The sequence below is a fragment of the Bifidobacterium sp. LH_419 genome (assembly GCF_056356955.1).
Genome location: NZ_JBKEVG010000006.1, coordinates 66,413 through 86,794, shown reverse-complemented (window position 1 = coordinate 86,794; position 20,382 = coordinate 66,413). Strand labels below are relative to the sequence as shown.

Annotated in this window: 11 protein-coding genes; 2 read left to right on the top strand and 9 right to left on the bottom strand. The window is 66.0% G+C overall.

The window, feature by feature from the left end:
* Positions 1-63 precede the first annotated feature (63 nt).
* Positions 64-780 carry a vitamin K epoxide reductase family protein gene (locus AC1AYX_RS05630; RefSeq protein ID WP_476502625.1) on the top strand — a complete coding sequence of 239 codons (717 nt, stop codon included), beginning with the start codon at positions 64-66 and terminating at the stop codon, positions 778-780.
* A 302-nt stretch (positions 781-1,082) separates the two neighbouring features.
* Here AC1AYX_RS05630 and AC1AYX_RS05625 read toward each other — a convergent pair whose 3' ends face one another.
* The 4 genes from AC1AYX_RS05625 to AC1AYX_RS05610 all read right to left on the bottom strand — a co-directional run bounded on the left by AC1AYX_RS05625 (position 1,083) and on the right by AC1AYX_RS05610 (position 8,218).
* On the bottom strand, positions 1,083-3,098 hold the full coding sequence (locus AC1AYX_RS05625) for an ABC transporter ATP-binding protein (protein ID WP_476502583.1): 2,016 nt from the start codon (positions 3,096-3,098) through the stop codon (positions 1,083-1,085).
* Entirely contained in the window at positions 3,095-4,960 is a 1,866-nt protein-coding gene (locus AC1AYX_RS05620; RefSeq protein ID WP_476502624.1) for an ABC transporter ATP-binding protein, read from the bottom strand. Before AC1AYX_RS05620 ends, AC1AYX_RS05625 begins: the two co-directional genes overlap by 4 nt.
* A 59-nt stretch (positions 4,961-5,019) precedes the next feature.
* Complete coding sequence (locus AC1AYX_RS05615) at positions 5,020-5,604, bottom strand: MarR family winged helix-turn-helix transcriptional regulator (protein ID WP_476502582.1); 585 nt, start codon at positions 5,602-5,604, stop codon at positions 5,020-5,022.
* A gap of 367 nt (positions 5,605-5,971) precedes the next feature.
* Positions 5,972-8,218 carry an exo-alpha-(1->6)-L-arabinopyranosidase gene (locus AC1AYX_RS05610; protein ID WP_476502581.1) on the bottom strand — a complete coding sequence of 749 codons (2,247 nt, stop codon included), beginning with the start codon at positions 8,216-8,218 and terminating at the stop codon, positions 5,972-5,974.
* A 205-nt stretch (positions 8,219-8,423) separates the two neighbouring features.
* On the opposite strand from AC1AYX_RS05610, the gene AC1AYX_RS05605 reads away from it, so the two are divergent.
* Positions 8,424-9,014, top strand: coding sequence for a TetR/AcrR family transcriptional regulator (locus AC1AYX_RS05605; protein ID WP_476502580.1), 591 nt, complete (start codon positions 8,424-8,426; stop codon positions 9,012-9,014).
* A gap of 53 nt (positions 9,015-9,067) precedes the next feature.
* On the opposite strand, the gene AC1AYX_RS05600 is transcribed toward AC1AYX_RS05605, so the two are convergent.
* The 5 genes from AC1AYX_RS05600 to nrdD all read right to left on the bottom strand — a co-directional run bounded on the left by AC1AYX_RS05600 (position 9,068) and on the right by nrdD (position 20,290).
* Complete coding sequence (locus tag AC1AYX_RS05600; protein ID WP_476502579.1) at positions 9,068-10,303, bottom strand: glycoside hydrolase family 5 protein; 1,236 nt, start codon at positions 10,301-10,303, stop codon at positions 9,068-9,070.
* A 103-nt stretch (positions 10,304-10,406) separates the two neighbouring features.
* Positions 10,407-11,684 carry a glutamate-cysteine ligase family protein gene (locus AC1AYX_RS05595; RefSeq protein WP_476502578.1) on the bottom strand — a complete coding sequence of 426 codons (1,278 nt, stop codon included), beginning with the start codon at positions 11,682-11,684 and terminating at the stop codon, positions 10,407-10,409.
* Positions 11,685-11,813: 129 nt separating this feature from the next.
* Positions 11,814-16,811: an acyl-CoA dehydratase activase-related protein gene (locus tag AC1AYX_RS05590; RefSeq protein WP_476502577.1), complete on the bottom strand. Its 4,998-nt coding sequence runs from the start codon at positions 16,809-16,811 to the stop codon at positions 11,814-11,816.
* 348 nt (positions 16,812-17,159) lie between these two features.
* Positions 17,160-17,891, bottom strand: coding sequence for an anaerobic ribonucleoside-triphosphate reductase activating protein (gene nrdG, locus AC1AYX_RS05585; RefSeq protein WP_476502576.1), 732 nt, complete (start codon positions 17,889-17,891; stop codon positions 17,160-17,162).
* Entirely contained in the window at positions 17,891-20,290 is a 2,400-nt protein-coding gene (gene nrdD, locus AC1AYX_RS05580) for an anaerobic ribonucleoside-triphosphate reductase (RefSeq protein WP_476502575.1), read from the bottom strand. Before nrdD ends, nrdG begins: the two co-directional genes overlap by 1 nt.
* Positions 20,291-20,382 lie beyond the last annotated feature (92 nt).

The window sequence follows — 20,382 nt, the reverse complement described above, 5'->3', positions numbered from 1 at the left end:
GACGGAAGGGGACGATGACGGATGACGGATGACACGACGACGGACGAGAGCGTGGAGGACGATATGACGACCGAGGAGGTGCGGGCGCTTGGCACCCGCGACCTGAGGCCGCACGGATGGCGGCATGGCGCGACCTGGACGTATCTGGTCGTGCTGCTCGCCTCGGCGGCGGCGCTGATCGTCTCGTTCGTGCTGAGCGCGGAGACGCTCCAGCTGGCGAGGCACCCCAAGGAGCAGCTCGGCTGCGACGTGAACGCGGTGCTCTCCTGCTCGACGGTCGCGCAATCCTGGCAGTCGGAGATTGTGAAGTTCGCCGGACTGAGCTTCCCGAACGCGTTCTTCGGCATCGCCGCGGAATCCGTGTTCGTGACGATCGCAGTGATCGGACTGGTGAGGGTTCGCGTGCCGCGCTGGTTCGCCGCGTGCACGTGGCTCGGCGGGCTGGCGGCGTTGCTGTACTCGTACTGGCTGACTTCGCAGTCGCTGTTCGTGATCAACGCGCTGTGCCCGTGGTGCCTGGCGCTCATGTTCTCCACGACGATCCAGTTCATGGCGCTGAGCCATACGACCGCCGTCGTGCAGGGGCTGCCCGGTGGCGTGCGGGCCGATGACGCCGGTGCCGTCGCTGCCGACGAGTCCGACAAGTCCGGCGCGATGTCGAAGCCGCGCGGCCTCGACACGTACTACCGGCTCAACTACGATCTCATGGTCGATTTCGTGTGGATTCTCGCGATCGTCGTCCTGATCGTCGTCAAGGACGGCGCCGCCCTGTTCATGTGACGGCGCTTTCTCCCCTCGGGAGGGGTACACCTTTCAAAGCCCGGACATCCATCTGCATTCCAAGGGGTGCCTGACGAGTGTCATCCCGGATATCGTCGCCGATATGATGCCGTCCGTACCCGGTGTAACGAGGATTGAATACCCCTCGGAAGCTGGTTACAGCTGGTCAACGACGTGGAAGTACCCCTTCCAAGCGAGAAATCCCGCCGAATCTCGGTCAAACGGAGATGAATATGCCGATGCCCGGGTGCTGGGATGAGCATGCGGTCTCATCCCAGCACCCGGGCATCGGCATATATAACTTACTCGAGTTCCACGGCTCCGGTGTAGAGCTGGTAGTACTCGCCCTTTTGGGCGATGAGCTCGTCGTGGGAGCCGCGTTCGATGATGTTGCCGTGGTCGAGCACCATGATCACGTCGGAGTTGCGCACGGTGGAGAGGCGGTGGGCGATCACGAAGACCGTGCGTCCCTTCATCAGCGCGTCCATGCCGGCCTGCACGACCTCCTCGGTGCGCGTGTCGATCGACGAGGTGGCCTCGTCGAGGATCAGCGCCGGGGAGTCGGCCACGGCGGCGCGCGCGATGGAGATGAGCTGGCGCTGGCCCTGCGACAGGCCGGAGCCGTCGCCTTCGAGCACGGTCTGGTAGCCCTGCGGCAGCATGCGGATGAAGCCATCCGCGTTCACGAGCTTCGCGGCCTCGATGCACTCCTCGTCGGTGGCGTCGAGACGGCCGTAGCGGATGTTGTCCATCACGGTGCCGGTGAACAGGTTGACGTCCTGCAGCACGATGCCAAGGGAGCGGCGCAGGTCCGGCTTCCTGATGTTCTTCACATCGATGCCGTCGTAGAGGATCTGGCCTTCCTGGATGTCGTAGAAGCGGTTGATGAGGTTGGTCACCGTGGTCTTGCCGGCGCCGGTCGCGCCGACGAGCGCCATCTTCTGGCCCGGCTTGGCGAACCAGGTGATGTCGTGCAGGACCGGCTTGGCCGGATCGTAGCCGAAGGTCACGTTGGTGAAGCGCACGTCGCCTCTGAGCAGCGTGTAGCGCCCGTCGGGCGAGGTTACGGCCTGCTCCTTGGCCTTGAGCGCGACCTCGCGGGCGGCGCCGTGCAGCTTCTCCGCGGCCTTGAGCGAGCGGGTGCCGTCGTCGCCCTCCTCGCGCTTCCACGCCCAGTGGCCGGTCTCGTGGTCGACTTCGCGCATCGTGCGGCCGTCCTCGCCGAGTTCGACGTTGACGAGCGTGACAGTGCCGGAGTCGGCCTCGACCGGCTCGTCCATCAGCTGGAAGATGCGGGAGGCGCCGGCGAGCGCCATCATCACCATGTTGAGCTGCATGGACACCTGGCCGAGCGGGTTGATGAACGAGCGGGACAGGGTGAGCAGGGAGATGAGCGTGCCGAGCGTGAGCGGACCGGCGCCGGCGAGGCCGAAGTTGCCGACTCCGGCGAGCGCCATGGCGCCGCCGACGATGGCGAGGAGGATGTAGAGCATGTAGCCCATGTTGCCGACGACGGGCATGGTGACATTGCCCCACGTGTTCGCCTCGGCGGACGCTTCGAACAGCTCCTCGTTCTTCTCGTCGAAGGTCTTCTGGGTGTCGGGCTCGTGGTTGAAGACCTTGATGACCTTCTGGCCGTTGACGGATTCCTCGACGAACGCGTTGACGTCGCCGATCCAGTACTGCTGCTTGACGAAGTAGCGGCCTGCGCGGCCGACGATCTTGCGCACGACGAAGTAGAGTCCGACGGTGAACAGCAGCACGAACGCGGTGATCGGCACGCTCAGCCACAGCATGGAGACGATCGCGGCGAGCGCGGAGATGCCGGCGGCGAACATCTGCGGGAACGACTGGCTGATGGCCTGGCGCAGCGTGTCGGTATCGTTCGTGTAGTGGCTCATGATGTCGCCGTGCTCGTTGGTGTCGAAGTAGCGGATCGGCAGCCACTGCTGGTGGGCGAACATATCGTCGCGGATCTTCTTGAGCACGCCTTGCTCGACGGTGACGATGAGCCACTGCCACAGCCAGCTGGCGACGATGCCGGCCACGTACAGGCATCCCATGAGGGTGATGGCGCGGATCAGCGGTCCCCAGTCGGGGTCGGTCGCGCCGACCATCGGCAGGATGTACGTGTCGATGAGGGACTGGAGGAAGAGGGCGGAGCCGGCCTGGGCGGCGGCGCCGACGAGGATGCAGGCGACGATGGCGATGACGCGCCACCGGTAGGCCATGATGTAGCCGAAGATGCGCTTGGTGGTGCCGGGGGCGGGCTTGCGCATCGCGGGCTTGCGGTTCTGCGCGGTCTGCTTGTCGCTCATCGGTTCTCTCCTTCCTGTTCGGCCTGCTGCATGTGCTCGGCGCGTTGGGCCGCCTCGCGTTCGAGCTCGGCCTGGCCGGCGGCGGTGTTGCGGGTCTGCGATTCGTAGATGGACCGGTATTCGTCGCAGGTTTCGAGCAGTTCGTCGTGCGTGCCCTTGGCCATGATGCGACCGTTGTCCATGACGAGGATCACGTCGGATTCCTGCACGGAGGCGATGCGCTGGGCGATGATGATCTTCGTGGTGTCGGGGATCTCGTGGTGGAACGCCTCGCGGATCAGCTTGTCGGTCTTCGTGTCGACGGCGCTGGTGGAGTCGTCGAGGATGAGGATCTTCGGCTTCTTGAGCAACGCGCGGGCGATGCACAGGCGCTGCCTCTGGCCGCCGGACACGTTGGTGCCGCCCTGTTCGATGTGCGTGTCGTATTTGTCGGGGAATTCCTGGATGAAGCCGTCGGCCTGCGCGAGCTTGCAGGCGTGGCGGATCTGGTCGTCGGTGGCGTCGGGGTCGCCCCAGCGCAGGTTCTCGGCGATGGTGCCGGAGAACAGCACGTTCTTCTGAAGCACCATGGCGACCTGGTCGCGCAGGGTGACGAGGTCGTAGTCGCGCACGTCGCGGCCGCCGACCTTGAGCGAGCCCTGGCTCACGTCGTAGAGGCGGGGCACGAGCTGCACGAGGCTTGACTTGGCGGAGCCGGTGCCGCCGACGATGCCGACGGTCATGCCGGAGGCGATCTTCAGGTCGATGTCGTCGAGCACGGGCTTCTCGGAGGACGCGGAGTAGCGGAAGGTGACGTGGTCGAATTCGATGGAGCCGTCCTTGACGTCCATGACCGGATGCTCCGGGTCGGTGACGGTGCTCTCCTCCTGCAGCACCTGGCAGATGCGTTCGGCGGAGGCCTGGGAGATGATGCACATGACGAAGATCATGGAGAGCATCATCATGGCCATGAGGATCTGCATCGCGTAGGTGACGAGGGCGGTGAGGTCGCCGGTGGTGAGTCCCAGCGCCGCGTTGTTGCCGGAGGCGACGATCTGCTGCGCGCCCATCCAGGAGATCATGATCATCGAGGCGTAGATGCAGAACATCATGATCGGGCTGTTGAAGCTCATGATGCGCTCGGCCTTGGTGAAGTCCTTGAAGATGCGCTGGGAGATGCGGCCGAACTTGCCGATCTCGTAGGATTCGCGGTCGTACGACTTGACGACGCGGATGCCCTGCAGGTTCTCGTCGACGACGTTGTTGAGCGCGTCGTACGTGTGGAACACGCGCTCGAACACCGGGTGGACGAGCACCGCGAGGCCGCACAGGCCGATCGCGAGGATCGGCACGCAGGCGAGGAACACGAGCGAGATGGACGGTGAGATGCGGAACGAGAAGATCCACGCGACGACGACCATGATCGGGGCGCGCACGCCCATGCGGACCATCATGCCGTAGGCCATCTGCAGGTTGGTCACGTCGGTGGTCAGGCGCGTGATGATCGAGCCGGTGGAGAACCGGTCGATGTTGGTGAAGCTGAACGCCTGCACCTTCTCGAACTGGTCGCGGCGCAGGTTCTTCGCGAATCCGGCGGCGGCGATGGCCGCGTACTTGCCGGCGAGGAAGCCGCAGGCGAGCGACACCAGCGAGCACAGCAGCAGGATGAGGCCGAACTTGACGATGGCGTTCATGTTCCCGCCGGTGATGCCCTGGTCGATCAGGGAGGCCATGACGGTGGGGATGACGATCTCCAGGATGGCTTCGATGAACACGAATAGCGGTGCCAGCCAGCTTTCCTTCGTGTATTCGCGCATCGATCCGGCCAGCGTGTGGATGATGTGTTTCGGCCGGTCGGGTTCGACGGTCTTGCGCGATGCCATGATGGCCGCCTCGGTGGCGGTCAGGCCGTCCGCGTCGCGTGTCGCGGTCGTGTTGTCGCTCATGCGTTCTCCTCCTTCGTATCGTCCGTGTCGTTCGCGTCACCGGTCCCCTCGACCGGGACGTCATCGGGGTCGCCGGGGTCGCCGGCGAGGTCCCCGCATGGCTCACCGACCGGGGCGCCGGCGGCCGACCGTTCCTCGAACTCGCGTTGCGCCGCGTCCACGTTCGCGCGCATGCGCAGCACGTAGTCCATGAGGGCGGCCCGCTCCTCGTCGGTGAATCCCTCCACCAGTCGGTGTTCCATCCTTTCGCCGTTCGCCGAGAGGCAGGCGACGATGGAGTCGGCCTTGGCGGTGAGCACGATCTTCTTGAGTCGTGCGTCATGCGCCACCGACTCGCGGGCGATGAGGCCCTTCTTCTCCATCAGCGCGAGCACGCGCGAGGCGGTGGACCGCGTGATGCAGAACTTGCGTTCGATGGTGTGCTGGTAGATGTCCTTGTCGCGGTTGCGGGCGAGGAACATGATGATGCGGGCGTTGCCGCCCGTGGCGATGCGCGCCGATTCGGGCATCGTCTCGCCGAGATGGCGGTTGATCGCCTTGACCAGCGCCCTCAGCTCGAAGCTGAGGATGTGACTGTCCATAACTCATCCACCTTCGTTTCCGGACATGGTCGGACATGCGTTTTGTTGCATATGCAACCATCTTGCATGGTGCGATAGTAATACGTCCCGCATACAACAGTTGCAGATGCAACAATCGGCGTGTCGTATGTCACATGATGGCGAAAGCCCCCTTGGTCGTAAGGTCGTGGGGGCTTTCGGACGGCAGTCGACTCGAGGTGAGCACGGAAGGGTGGGCTTCACATATCTCCCCAGTCGGGATGACCGCGCTTCACTGGTCTCTCCCCCAGTCGGCTTCGCCGACAGCCCCCTCGTCAGAGGGGGGCCATGAACAGGCCGGCGACTCCGTGCCGGAGGGGCCACGGAGAGGCCACGGAGAGGCCGACGGCTACTTCGTGAGCTTGGCGTATTCGGCGAGCATGAAGGCGGTGATGCGCCTACCACCGTCGCTCATCAGCATCGGCATCGAGTTGATGGGCATGGACTTGAGGAAGATGCGCATCATGGCATTGTCGGGCAGCTTCGGCAGCGTACCCGATTCACCGGCGGCCTCGACCGCCGCGACGACCTTCGCGCCGACCGGGTCCGCCTCCCATTCGCCGTAGGTGGACCATTCGTCGAGCGGCAGTGACTTGCCGTCGCCCTCCAGGTCGACCGCGACAGTGGCGGCGATGTCGCGGCTGGACGTACCGACCTCGATGCCGTATGCGCCGGCTTCGATGTGCCAGTCGCCGTATTTCTCGGACCAGTAGGCGAAGGCGCGCTCGTCGAGGTCGAACGTCACGGTCTTCGACTCGCCCGCCTTGAGGAACACCTTGGCGAAGCCCTTGAGTTCGTGGGCTGGGCGGGCCACGTCGGCCTTGCCGGGGGCAACGTACACCTGCACGGTCTCGGCGCCGTCCACGTCGGAGACGTTGGCGACGGCGGCGGTGACGGACGCGGTGTTGGCGCCGGTCTTCTCCGCGTGGACGTCGGAGATCTCGAATTTGGCGTAGCTCAGGCCGTAGCCGAACGGGTAGTCGACGGCGACATCGTAGGTGTCGTAGTAGCGGTAGCCGACGAACACGCCCTCGCCGTAGTCGACGTGGCCTTCCTCGCCCGGCCAGTTGAGCATGCTCGGGTCGTCGTTGATATCCAGCGGAATGGATTGGGCGAGCTTGCCGGAGGGGCTCGTCTCGCCGAAGATCACGTCGGCGAGCGCGGGACCGCCGGCCTGGCCGAGCAGCCAGGATTCGAGGATGCCCTTGGCATGGCCGGCCCACGGGGCGACGGAGACGACGGATCCGTTGGACAACACGACGGCCACGTTCGGGTTGACGGCGGCGATTTTGGCGAGCAGTTCGGTCTGCTTGGCGGGCAGGTCGAGGGTCTCGCGGTCGAAGCCTTCGGACTCGGCGGCCTCGGGCAGACCCAGGAACAGGAGCGCCACGTCGGCGTCACGGGCGGTTTCGACGGCCTCGAGTTCGAGCGCGGAGTCGGCGGGTTCGAGGTCGAGCGTGAAGCCGGGGGCGAAGTCGGCTTCGATGCCGCGTGCGGCGAGCGTGTCGAGGAACGAGGTCATCTTCGTGGGGGTGATGTGGGAGGAGCCGCCGCCCTGATAGCGCGGGGTGCGGGCGAATTCGCCGATGACGGCGATCTTCGCGCGCCTGTCCAGCGGCAGGATCGCATCCTCGTTCCTGAGCAGGACCATCGATTCGACGGCGGCCTGGTGGGCCACCTCGTCGTGGGCGTCGACGTCGAAGCGGTAGCCGTCGGCGCTCATGGCCGCGCGGGCTTTGTCGGTCAGGTCGATCATGCCCTGGGCCATGCGGTCGAGCTGGGCGGAGTCGATGCGGCCGTCGCGGGCCGCGTAGACGATCTCGTCGTCGGTGCCGCTCGGCGGCATTTCGAGGTTGAGGCCGGCGTTGAGGGAGGCGACGCGGTCGTGGTCGGCGCCCCAGTCGGACATGACGATGCCCTTGAATCCCCATTCGTCGCGCAGCACGTCGGTGAGCAGCCAGCCATTCTGGGCGGAGTGGACGCCGTTGACGCGGTTGTAGGAGCACATGATGGTCCACGGCTGGGCGGTCTTGACGATGTGCTCGAAGGCCGGCAGGTAGATTTCGCGCAGGGCGCGCTGGGAGACGCGCGCGTCGACGCGCAACCGGTCGGTCTCCTGGTTGTTGACGGCGAAGTGCTTGAGCGATGTGCCCACGCCCTTGGATTGCACGCCTTCGACGATGCCGACGGCCTCATGGCCGGCGAGGTACGGGTCTTCGCTCCAGTATTCGAAGCAGCGGCCGCCGAGCGGGTTGCGCTTGATGTTGACGCCGGGTCCGAGGATCACGGCGACCTTCTCCTGGATGCACTCCTCGCCCATGGCCTCGCCGACCTTGCGCACAAGCGAGGGGTTCCACGAGCTGGACAGGCCGGCGGCCGGCGGGAAGCAGGTGGCGGGCACGGAGTCGTCGAGATCGGTCTCGCCGGTGCTGGTGGCGAGGGATTTGCGCAATCCGTGCGGACCGTCGGTGATCATGTAGCCGGGGATGCCCTTGGCCTCGACGCCCTGCAGATGCCAGGCGTCGCCGCCGGAGGTGAGGGAGGCCCTCTCCTCCAGCGTCAGATCCTTGACGGACGGGTGGGTGTGCTCGCTCATGACGTGTGCCTCTTTCCTTGAGTTCCTTTGCGTGTTCCGTTGAGTCATGCGGCCGGCCCGTTCCGGTGCGGTCCCCCGGCCCTCATCCATGAACCCCAGGCAAACCACTCACAACCAACCGGTTGGTAGGTAGATTATCAAAACACCGCCCACAACACGCCGGAATCATTTGAAATACCAACCAACCGACCGTATGGTACATACCATGACCACCAACGACCTCACCGACGACACCGACCGCCGTCATTCCATCCTCGAAGCGACCACGCTGTCCTTCGGGCGCTTCGGCTACTACGGCACGTCGATTCAGCGCATCGCCACCGCCGTCGGACTCACCAAGGCCGGCGTGCTGCACTACGTGGGCAGCAAGGAGGGACTGCTCCATCTCGCGCTCACCGACGAGTACGACCGTGCGGGAGACCTGATCATGGCCGACATGATCGCCATGGACCGCCCGCTCATCGCCGAGATGTGGCGGCGTATCGTCGCGCTCAACAGCACCCGCCCCGATCAGGTGCACATGTTCTCCACGCTGAGCGCCGAGGCCCTCGATCCGAAGCATCCGGCGCACGATTATTTCGCCGACCGCGAGCGCCGCACCGTGGCGAACGCGCTCAACATCCGCTGGTCGGTGCCGGACGGCGTGGACGTCGCGCATGTGCTCGAAGCCGGCTTCGCGATGATGGACGGCGTCCAGCTGCGTTGGCTGCGCTCCCCCGACCGCGACCTCAACGCGATGTGGGCCGACTGCGAGGACGCCCTGCTCCCCTCGCCCCTCTGGGACGGTTACCGCTGAGCCGGCCCACCATCACCCGCCATCACCCGCCATCACCACAGCATCATCGCGCGTCACTCCATCCATCCCGCGTGCCACACGTGCGTCAGGTCCCACGGGTCGAGACGCGAGTCGTCCGTCACCGTGCCGTCGCCGCCGACCGGCGCGAGACGATCAAGCCGGCCGGTCGCGTCGCGGCCGCCGCGCAGACGATAACTCCAGTAGACCTGACCGGCGGAGACGTTCCATGCGTCACGCTGCATCGCGGCGACCGCGCGGTAGACGTCGCGGCGCCGCGCGGCGGGCGACGAAACGCCGTCGTCCACGCGCGAAACGCCGCCACCGGACGCGCCGCACCTCCCCCGCTCCCCCACGCGCGCCGCGAGCCGGTTAGCGACGCACCATTCGCCGACCATGACCGGCGTGAACCGCGCGGCGCGGCGGATGCGGCGCTCGTGCCACGCCGTGAACAGCCGGTACCAGCGTATGAGCCACGCGGCCGGCAACCTGCGGAACAGCGCCTCGGGCCGTTCCGACATGACGAGATAGACGTGCGTGTCGAGGCAGACGCCCCGCATGCCCTCACGCGCGAACCAGCCGCGCCACCGGCCGAGCCGGAACCCGTCGTGGAACACGATGACGGGACCGTCGCCGAGTATCGGGCGCAGACGCCGGTACGCCGCACGATAGAACCGTTTGAGGAAGCGCATCGGGATGTGCCCGCTTCCCCGCGCCTCACGCGGGTCCTTCGCGCGTGAGCTCGACGGCGACGTGAGGTAGGTGAGCCAATCGACCGGCTCGTTGAGCACTTCGATGCCGTACAGCGCGGGACGGTCGCGGTAACGGCGCGCGAGACGCGCGAGCACGTCCAGCGCGAACGCGACCTGCCGCGCGCTCCTGTGCCAGCGGACGACGCCGGTCAGGCCGCCGTTGTCGAATCCGTTCTGCGAGCCGGGTACGGTGTGCAGGTCGATGAGCACCTTAAGCCCGATCGTCTCCGCCCAGTCGAACGCGCGGTCGAGATAGTCGATGCAGCCGGGATGACCGGGCACGTCGCCGAAGATGAAATACGGCACGGGGATGCGCACGAGGTTCAGGCCATGCGAGGCGATGGCGTGGAAATCGGCTTCGGTGACGTACGTGTCGCGATGACGGCGCAGCAGACGCTCCAGTTCGGACCGATCGGCCGTCCGATGCAGCCAGATCTCGTCCTCCTCGCCGCTCGAGCGGAACAGGCCGGGCGTCATCCACCGCTCCAGCACCAGCCAGCCGCCGAGGTTCACGCCGTCGATGCGCCCGATACGTGTCATCCCGTCACCGTTGCGCGTTCTCCCATCCCGTCCCGCCGAATCCGCCGAAAACGCCGCCGCCCGCCCCGGCATGGGCCGGAACGGGCGGAAAACGGCGAATGGATCAGCGCTGGAAGACATCCGGATGCTTCGGGTCGCCGGGGATGTCCTCGAGCAGGCCTTCGAGGCCGAGGAACTCGCGCCAGAAGTCGAGCGGCTGGCCGTACGGTGCGGATTCGCGGCCGTGCGCCTGGATGTTGGCCTTGGCCTCGAACACGTCCTCCTCGGTGAGCCCGTCGAAGTAGCTTTCGATGCGGATGCGGTTGGCCGGCACGTAGTACAGGGAGGCGATGATCTCCGTGAGGCGTTCGGCGCGCTCGATCGGCAGCGAATCCCAATGGCGGAACTCGATGAAGTTCTTGAGGCGCACGTCGTTGAAGTGCGTGGAGATGATGTGGTTGATCTCGTACGCGTTGAGCTCGCGGTCCGGGTACACGTCGCCCGCGTTCTCGCGGAAGGCGGCGCGGTGCAGCTCCTTGCGGCTCAGACCGGATTCGACCGCCTCGGGCGTGTGCGTCAGATCGGCGAACATGAGCGGCGTGGACAGCACGTCCACCGCGTAGTCCTCCCACGTGAACCGGCGGTCATACAGGCCGGGGATCACGTTGGTGCGCTGGAAGTCGAGGTAGTCCCACATGCGCTGGCGCAGCAGCGGGTACGGGTTGACGCGGCCCTCGAAGTACGGGGTGTTGCGGAAGAACCAAGCGAGGATCGGACCGATGGCGGTGCCGACGCGCATCTTGTCGATGGCGTCCTGCTCGTCGACGAAGTCGATGCTCACCTGCGTGGAGGCGGAGCAGCGCATCATGCACGGGCCGAACTGGCCGACGCGGCCGAGATAGTCGGTCATCGCGTCGTAGCGGTCCTTCGGGTTGACGGGGACGTCCGCATAGCTCGACTTCGGCTGGTAGCCGTAGTTGACGAGGCGGAAGCCCAGCTCGTCGAGGATCGGATCGGCCTCGCGGCGGAACTGGCCGTACAGCTGGTTGAGGTCGGCGGGCTCCTTGAGGATGCCGATCGAGGTCTCGACCTGGCCGCCCGGTTCAAGCGAGACGGAGACGCCCTTGCGGCCGAGCCCCACCAGATGCCCGTTCTCCCAGTACTCCTTGCTTTCGTCGTAGTACGGGGCGAGACGTTTGAGCAGCGCCTCGATGCCGTTCTCCTCGTAGTAGGTCACGGCGGTGTCGTCGGAATTATGCACCGGCAGGTGCTCGATCTCGACGCCGAAACCACCGGTGCCTCGCTTGGAGCATCCGGCCTCGAAGAACTTCAGGAGGCTCTCGACATGCTTCGGATTGGGCTTGGCGAGCAGATGCGCATAGCTGATTCTGGGAGTAACCATAAGGGGTATCGTAGGCGAGCCGCCCTACACGCGCCGCCGCGCGCCCGTGATTCGGCTATATGAAAAACCGATAGCGGGCGCGCTGCGTGGGCGGACGGCGGCCGAACCGACCGTCGGCCCCGGCCGCCGTCAGTCGGCGGTGACGAAGCCCTGCGGCTCGTCGTCGCCGAACTTCGCCTTGTGCGCCTTCTTGGCGGCGGCGATCATCAGCTTGATGCGGTTGAGCTGGTTCGCCTCGGAAGCGCCCGGATCGTAGTCGATGGAGACGATGTTGGCCTCCGGGTGCAGGCGGCGGATCTTGCCGAACATGCCGCGTCCGGTCACGTGGTTCGGCAGGCAGGCGAACGGCTGCGCGCAGATCACGTTCGGGCATCCCTGTTCGATGAGCTCCAGGATCTCCGCGGTGAGCAGCCAGCCTTCGCCGGCCTGCACGCCGATCGACGTGACCTCGGCGGCCTTCTCGACGAGTTCGGGCATCGGGTCGTCCTGCTTGAACTTGCCGTGCGAGGAGGCGATCGCCGCCTTGATCGGCGCGTTGTAGCGGTCGAGGCCCCAGCGCATGAGCGCGTACAGGGTCTTGTTGCCGCCGGTGCCGAGATGCTTCTCGTTCCAGTCGGTGATGTACGGACGGGTCGTCATGAACTCCATGATGCCGGGCACCACGGCCTCGCAGTCCTGCGATTCGATGACGTCGACCACGTGGTTGTTCGCGTCCGGCTGGTACTTGACGAGGATCTCGCCGACCACGCCGACGCGCACCTTGCGCGGCTCGTCCTTCAACGGCAGCGCGTCGAACGACTTGACGATCTCCTTGGCGAGGCGGCCGTACGGCAGGTAGCCCTTCCTCAGCCACGGGGTCTTCGCGGCCGTCTTCGAGTAGCCGTGGTGTTCGATCGTCTCGCGCACGATCGTGTCCCACTGCTCGTAGAGGCGGTTCGCCGAGCCCTTCTCGACCTCGTACGGGCGCACGCGGTACAGGCACTTCATGAGCAGGTCGCCGAGAATCAGGGCCTTGACGGCGCGGTGCAGCAGCGTCGGCGTCGCCTTGAAGCCCGGATTGTCCTCCAGGCCCTGCGTCGAGATCGCGATGACCGGGATCTGCGGGTAGCCGGCGTCGACCAGCGCCTTGCGGATCAGGCCGAAGTAGTTGGTCGCGCGGCACATGCCGCCGGTCTGCGTAATCGCGAGCGCCACGTGGTCCGGATCGTACTTGCCTTCGATGATCGCGTCGATGAGCTGGCCGATGACCATGATCGCCGGATAGCAGGCGTCGTTGTTCACGTATTTGAGGCCGGTCTCCACGTCGCCGCGGGAGGCGTGCTTCAGGATGTCGAACTTGTAGCCGCCGGAGCGGATGACCGCCTCGACGAGGGACATGTGGATCGGGCTCATCTGCGGGGCGACGATCGTGTAGTCCTTCTTCATGTCCTTGACGAACTTCTCGCGCTTCGCGTAGCGGGACATCGTCGCGTTGTTGTGTCCGGACTTCTTCGCGGCCTTGGCGTTCGCGCCGGTCGCGTTCGCCGTGGTGCCGTCGCCGAGCGCGGCGAGACGCGCGTTCTCGACGTCGCGCTTCGCGGCGCGCTTCGACGCCTTGCGCATCGCCTCGGTGAGCTTCGGGTTGGCGGCCATCGTCGTGTCGAGCAGGATCTGGCGGCCCGCGGTCGGCGCCTTCGTGCCGGTCCTGCGGAATCCGGTGGACTTCGGCGCGTCCGCCGGGACGTCGCCGCCCGCGCCGGTCGCCTTCACCTTCGCCTCGGCGGCGTCGACGGCGGCCTGCGCCGCGGCGAGCGCCGCCTTCGCGGCCGCGAGATCGGCTTCCGCCTGTTCCTGCGCCTTGCGGGAGGCCTCGTCGGTGACGTCCACGACCTGGTCGTGCTTGTCGACGGCGCCGGACGCGACCGACGCGCCGGCGGCGGTCGACGCGGCCGCGGCGAGACGCGCCTTGTTCGCCTCACGCTCCTCGACGGCGGCCTTGAGCGAGCGCAGACGGATCTTCGCCGCGCCCAGGTTGGAGACCTCGTCGATCTTGAGCAGCGTGTAGACGTCGGCCTTGTCGGCGAGGATCTCGGCGACCTGGTCGGTGGTGATGGCGTCGAGGCCGCAGCCGAACGAGTTGAGCTGGACGAGTTCAAGGCCCGGATAGGAGGCGACGAAGTGGGCGGCCGCGTACAGGCGGGAATGGTAGGCCCACTGGTTGGTGACGCGCAGCGGCATGCGCTTGACGGTGAGCTTGCGGTCGCCGACGTGGCGGAAGCCGTTCGCGTTCTTCTTGCGCGGGTCCTCCTCACCCTTGGCGAGGAATTCGGTGAGGTTGAGCCTCTCCCCCGGCTGCAGTTCGCAGATCGAATCCTCGGAGAGCACGACCATGCCGAGCGAGCAGATCGTCTCGGGAATACCGTGGTTGATCTCCGGATCGATGTGGTAGGGGCGGCCGGCGAGCACGATGCCACGGCAACCGTGCTCCTTCATATAGGCGAGCGCCTTGAGACCCTCCTGCTGCACGTCGTGCTTGAAGACCTTGTCCTCCGCGTAGGCGGCCTTGACGGCGGTCTCGGCCTCCTCGCGCGTCACGTTCGCCCACGCGAACTCCTCGACGATGCGGTCGACCATGAGCTCGTGGTTGGCGAGGTTGAAGTACGGGTGCATGTAGCGGATGCCGGGCCCACGCAGTTCGGGCATGTTCGCGCCGACGACGAGCGGGTAGTTGGCGACGACCGGGCAGTTGTAGTGGTTGTCCGTGTTGGGCACGAGATTGTCCTCGTAGCTCACGCACGGGTAGAAAATCGTCTTGACGCCTTTGTTGAGCAGCCACTTGATGTGGCCGTGCACGAGCTTGGCCGGGTAGCAGATGTTCTCGGAGGCGATCGATTCGATGCCGGTCTCGAACAGTTCGTGGGAGCTGCGGCCGGAGATCATCACCTTGAAGCCGAGCGAGGTAAGCAGCGTGAACCAGAACGGGTAGTTCTCGTACATGTTGAGCGCGCGCGGGATGCCGATCTCGCCGCGCGTGGCCTTCTTGTCGGTCAGGCGGCGGTAGGCGAAGCAGCGCTTGTACTTGTAGTCGTACAGGTTCGGACGGTCGGAGCGCTTCTTCTTCGCATCGCCGCCGCGCTCGCAGCGGTTGCCGGTCACGAAGCGGGAGCCGTCGGAGAACGTGGTGATGGTGAGCTTGCAGTGGTTCTGGCACAGCTTGCACACGTCGCGTTCGGTGGTCATCGACATGTCGTCGAGCGCGTCGCCGGTGAGGATCGACGAGCGCGTGTGCTCGACCGTGCCGGTGTCGTCGCCGTCCGCGGCGTCCTCGTAGTGCATGCGGGCGGTGAGGGCGGCGCCGAACGCGCCCATGAGGCCGGCGATGTTCGGGCGCGTCACCTCGCGCTCGGTGAGCAGTTCGAACGCGCGCAGCACGGCGTCGTTGAGGAACGTGCCGCCCTGCACGACGACCGTGTCGCCGAGTTCGCCGGAGTCGCGCAGCTTGATGACCTTGTACAGGGCGTTGCGCACGACCGAATAGCACAGGCCGGCGGCGATGTCCTCGATGGACGCGCCCTCCTTCTGCGCCTGCTTGACGGACGAGTTCATGAACACGGTGCAGCGCGAGCCGAGGTCCACCGGGTGCGTGGAGGCGAGCGCCTTCTGCGTGAACTCCTGGATCGTCAGTCCCATCGACATGGCGAAGGTCTGGAGGAACGAGCCGCAGCCGGACGAGCAGGCCTCGTTGACGGCGATCGAGTCGATGACGCCGTCGGTGATGGCCAGGTACTTCATATCCTGGCCGCCGATGTCGATGACGGCGGTGACGCCGGGGCTGACCATCTCGGCGCCGCGGTAGTGGGCCATCGTCTCGACGACGCCCTCGTCGAGGTGCAGGCCGGTGGTGATGAGGCCCTCGCCGTAGCCGGTGGCGCAGGAGCGGGCGATCCACGCTTCGGGCGGCAGTTCGGACTGGATTTTCTTGACGATGTTGATGGCGGCGGTCAGCGGGCTGCCTTCGTTGTTCGCGTAGCTCGACCACACGATCTCGCGGTCGTCGTTGACGAGCGTCGCCTTGATGGTGGTGGAGCCCGCGTCGATGCCGAGGAAGTGCGGGCCGTGCGCGCCCTCCAGCGTGCCGATGTGCACGTGCTCGCGGTGGTGGCGCTTGTTGAATGCCTCGCGGTCCGCCTCGGTGGGGAACAGCGGCGGCATGGTGGGCGTGTTGCTGGGCAGGTTCTTGAGCTCGTCGAGACGCTTGAGGATCTCGTCGCAGGTGTGCGCCTCGAAATGGTGGCCTTCGTCGTCGACGTCCATGTCCGCCTGGAGCGCGGAACCGTAGGCGACGTACAGGTGGGCGTCGGTGGGGACGATGAACTCGTCGACCTTGCCGTCGAGCGCGCGCTGGAACGCGGCGCGAAGCTCGCTCATGAAGAACAGCGGGCCGCCGAGGAAGATGACGGTGCCGTGAATCGGGCGGCCGGAGGCGAGTCCGGCGATGGTCTGCGTGGCCACGGCGGTGAAGATGGAGGCGGCGAGGTCCGGCTTGGCGGCGCCGTCGTTGATGAGCGGCTGGAGATCGGTCTTGGCGAACACGCCGCATCGGGACGCGATCGGGTACAGGTTCTCGTAGCTTTTCGCCATCTCGTTGAGGCCGGCCGCGTCGGTGTCGAGCAGGGTGGCCATCTGGTCGATGAACGCGCCGGTGCCGCCCGCGCACGAGCCGTTCATGCGCTGTTCCGGCGTGGGCTTCAGGTACGTGATCTTGGCGTCCTCGCCGCCGAGCTCGATGATGACGTCCGCCTGCGGGTATTCCTTGTCGATCGCCTCGGTCTCGGCGATGACCTCCTGGACGAACGGCACGTGCAGGTTGTCGGCGAGCGCGAGGCCGCCGGAACCGGTGATGGCGAGTCGGATCGGCTCGTCGCCGCGGCCGAGCTTCTCGAGCTCCGCGTGGATGTCGACGAGCAGGCCGGCGACGGTGGCGCGCACGTTGGCGTGATGGCGGCGGTAGTCGGAGAACAGCGTGTCTTTCAGGGAGTCGGACTGGTCGAGCACCACCGCCTTGACGGTGGTGGAGCCGATGTCCAAACCCACGCGCAACGGCTTCGTATCGTGGTTCGACGCCACGGTATGTGCTTCGTTCACCATGTAAACCTCTTCAACCGATTTCCGGGACGCGTCTTGCGAGTCGCAAGCAAATCGCGTATGGCCCGGCCACTCAAATCCCATACTCTAGTCCGAAGCCCTGCCCAAGGAAGGCAGGTCACGCGGGGCGCGGGCGTGATTCATCTAACAGGAAAAGCCGTAAACGCAACGCCTTCGCGTGTCCTGTCGGAATACCGCGGGAATCCCCTCCCTATTACCCCGCCAACTCCCATGGTGCGGCAACACACTTCCTCCACAACCCCGGAATCAAGCCGTTTTGGCCGACCGCACCATGGGAGATTCACCGCACCATGGGAGAGAAAGGAGGGGGGGAAGGAGGGGAGTGGCGTGTCACGAGGCCTGCTGGGCTTCGCCGGCGACGCGGTCCTTGAGATAGATCTCGGGGATGTCGCGTTCCTGGTCGTGGAGCTTGCCCCAGATGACGGGGCGGCCTTGCGCGAGGGAGGCGGGCACGTCGAGGATGCGCTGGTTCTTGGAGCCGCGGAACTGCAGGAGCGAGTCCTTCTGGGTCTTCAAGTACCGCCCGTCGACGAGCACGTCGATGAGTCCGAGGAGTTCGCGCTTGTCCGGGGTCTCGCCGGGGCGTGCGAGCTCCTCCCACGTGTAGCCGGTCCAACACCAGATGTCCTTGGAATCGCCGAATTCGGCGCGGATGCGGTGCGCGAGCGGCAACAGGACGGGGGTGTTGAGCAGCGGTTCGCCGCCGAGGAACGTGATGCCCTGCACCCACGGGGCGTTCAGGTCCTCGATGATTTTGTCTTCGAGCCGCTGCGTGTACTCGTGGCCGGCCTGGAAATCCCAGATGGACGAGTTGAAGCAGTCGACGCAGTGGAACGGGCAGCCGGAGACGTACAGGGAGTTGCGCACGCCCTCGCCGTCGGTGACGACGAAGGTCTTGTAGTCGGCGATCATGCGATGGGACATGCGCCGGCCGTCCCATTGCCCGGCCCGCGGATCGTTGGCGAGTCCGCCGGATGGTACGGAAGGGCCGCGCCCGGTCTCCCCCGCCGCGAAGTCGCGGCGCTTGGGCTCCCGGAGCGCGGCCTGCTGGAATCCGCTCACTACTTGGCCTCTTCGAACCATTCGCGGGTGGAGCCGTCGCCGAGGGTGACGTGGCCGGTCTCGCCGCTCATGTGCTTGACGCGGTGGGAGATCTCCTCGTGGCGGCCGTGCACCATCGGGCGCTGCACCGGGTTGCCGAGGTAGCCGCAGGTACGCTTGGTCACGTTGCACTTGTCAGGATCGGAGTTGCCGCACTCGGGGCACTTGAAGCCCTCGTCGGTGGGCTCGAAGTCGCCCTGGAAACCGCACACGAAGCAGTGGTCGATCGGCGTGTTGGTGCCGAGGTAGCCGATGCCCACGTTGTACGCGTAGTCCCACACGGCCTCGAGCGCCTTCGGGTTGTCCTGCAGGCACGGGTACTCGCAGTAGTTGATGAAGCCGCCGGACGCGTAGTACGGGAAGTCCTTCTCGTAATTGAGCTTCTCCATCGGGGTGGGCTGGAGCCACACCGGGTAGTGGAAGGAGTTGGTGTAGAAGTCGTGGTCGGTCACGCCGTCGACGCGGCCGAACTTCTCGCGGTCCATGCGGTTGAAGCGGTCGGTGAGGGATTCGGCCGGCGTGGAGTACACGGAATAGTGGTAGCCCTCCGCCTTGCTCCACTGCTTGCACAGCTCGCTCATGCGCTTGACGATGGACAGCGCGAACTCCTTGCCTTCCGGATCCCAGCCGTGGTCGCGGATCCAGTTCTTGCCGTAGAACACGGCGGTGGTCTCCGCGAGGCCGATGTAGCCGAGGGAGACGGTGGCGCGCTCGTTCTTGAACAGGGCGTCGACGCTGTCGTTCGCGCCGAGGCGGCCGAAAGCGCCGAAGCGGAACAGGGTGGGCGCGTTCACCGGGGTGGCCTGCTTGCAGCGCATGATGCGGAACTGCAGGGCCTGGTGGGCGATCTCCATGCGCTCCTCGAACAGCTTCCAGAAGCGTTCCTTGTCGCCGTGGGATTCGAGGGCGATGCGCGGCACGTTCACGGAGACGACGCCGAGGTTCATGCGGCCGTCCTCCTCGTCCTTGCCGGTGGCGGGGTTGATCCAGCCCTGCAGGAAGGAGCGGCAGCCCATCGGCGCCTTGAAGGAGCCGGTGATCTTGACGATGTTGTCGTAGAAGACGACGTCCGGGTACATGCGCTTGGTGGCGGATTCGAGGGCCAGCTGCTTGAGGTCGTAGTTCGGGTCGCCCGGGTCGGCGTTCACGCCGTGCTTGACGGTGAACACGAGCTTCGGGAAGATCGCGGTGTGGTGCTCGCGGCCGAGGCCACGGATGCGGTTGAGCAGGATGGCGCGCTGGATCTCGCGGGCGAACCAGTCGACGCCGAGACCGAAGCCGACGGTGACGAACGGGGTCTGGCCGTTGGACACGCGGTTGGAGTTGATCTGGTACTCCATGGTCTGCATGGCGTCGTAGATGGCCTTGCGGGTGCGGATCTTCGCGAGGATCTCGCGCTCCTGCTCGAGCTCGTCGACGTCCGTGTGGAACGGGGTGTCCATCGGCAGCGGCTCGCGGCCCTTCTCGAAGTGGAGCTTGGCCGGCTCGTTGGCCTTCGCGTTGGCGACCTGGCGTCGCGCGAACTCGATCGGCATGTCGTCCGGGATCATCTCGCGCGCCTCTTCGAGGAACTTGTCGTAGTCGAGCTTCGCGTAGCGGGCGAGATGCTCGTCGGCGCGGTTGGCGGTCTGGCCGCCGTACTGGCTGGAGGCCACGTCCTTCATGATCTGGGTGATCTGCGTGGCGGCGATGGCGATGGACTTCGGGGAGGCCATCGGCGCGTTGCCGAGGGTGAAGCCGTTGGCGAGCATGTCCCAGAAGTTGGGCAGCGAGCAGTTGGACTGCGCGGTGAACGGCGAGTAGTCGGCGTCGTGGAAGTGGATGTCGCCCTTCATGTGTGCGTTGGACACGGCCGGCGGCAGCATGTTGAACGCGGCGGCCTTGGAGACGGCGCCGGCCAGCAGGTCGCGCTGGGTGGCGTAGACGTTGGCGTCCTTGTTGGCGTTCTCGTGGATGAGGGTCGGGTCCTGGTTGATGAAGCGGGACACGGCCTCGTTCACGTCGGTGGCCTTCGCGCGCTCGATGTCCTTGTCGAGGCGGTAGGTGGTGTAGGCGCGGGCCACGTCGTACAGGTGCGCATCGATGAGCGCGTGCTCGACGAGGTTCTGGATGTCCTCGATCTTGGCGGGACCGGCGTAGCGTTCCTTGATCTCGCCCTCGACCTGGTCGGCGAAACCGCGGATGAGCTTCTCCTCCTCCGGGCCGACCTGCTTGTCGAGGTCGCCGAACGCGGCCTTGACGGCGGAGATGATGTTGATCGGATCGAAGTCGACGACGCGGCCGTCACGCTTCTCGACCTGCACCGGACGGCCGGCGGCCCTGACGGTGGTGGTCGTCGGACTGATGACTGCTGTCTCCATCTCACATCTCCATCCCGGCCCTTCCGGGCCTAGTCGTACATCTTCTTTCCGGGGTTCCGCGGGCGGTCCAGCACCCTGCGTTTTCCGGAGCC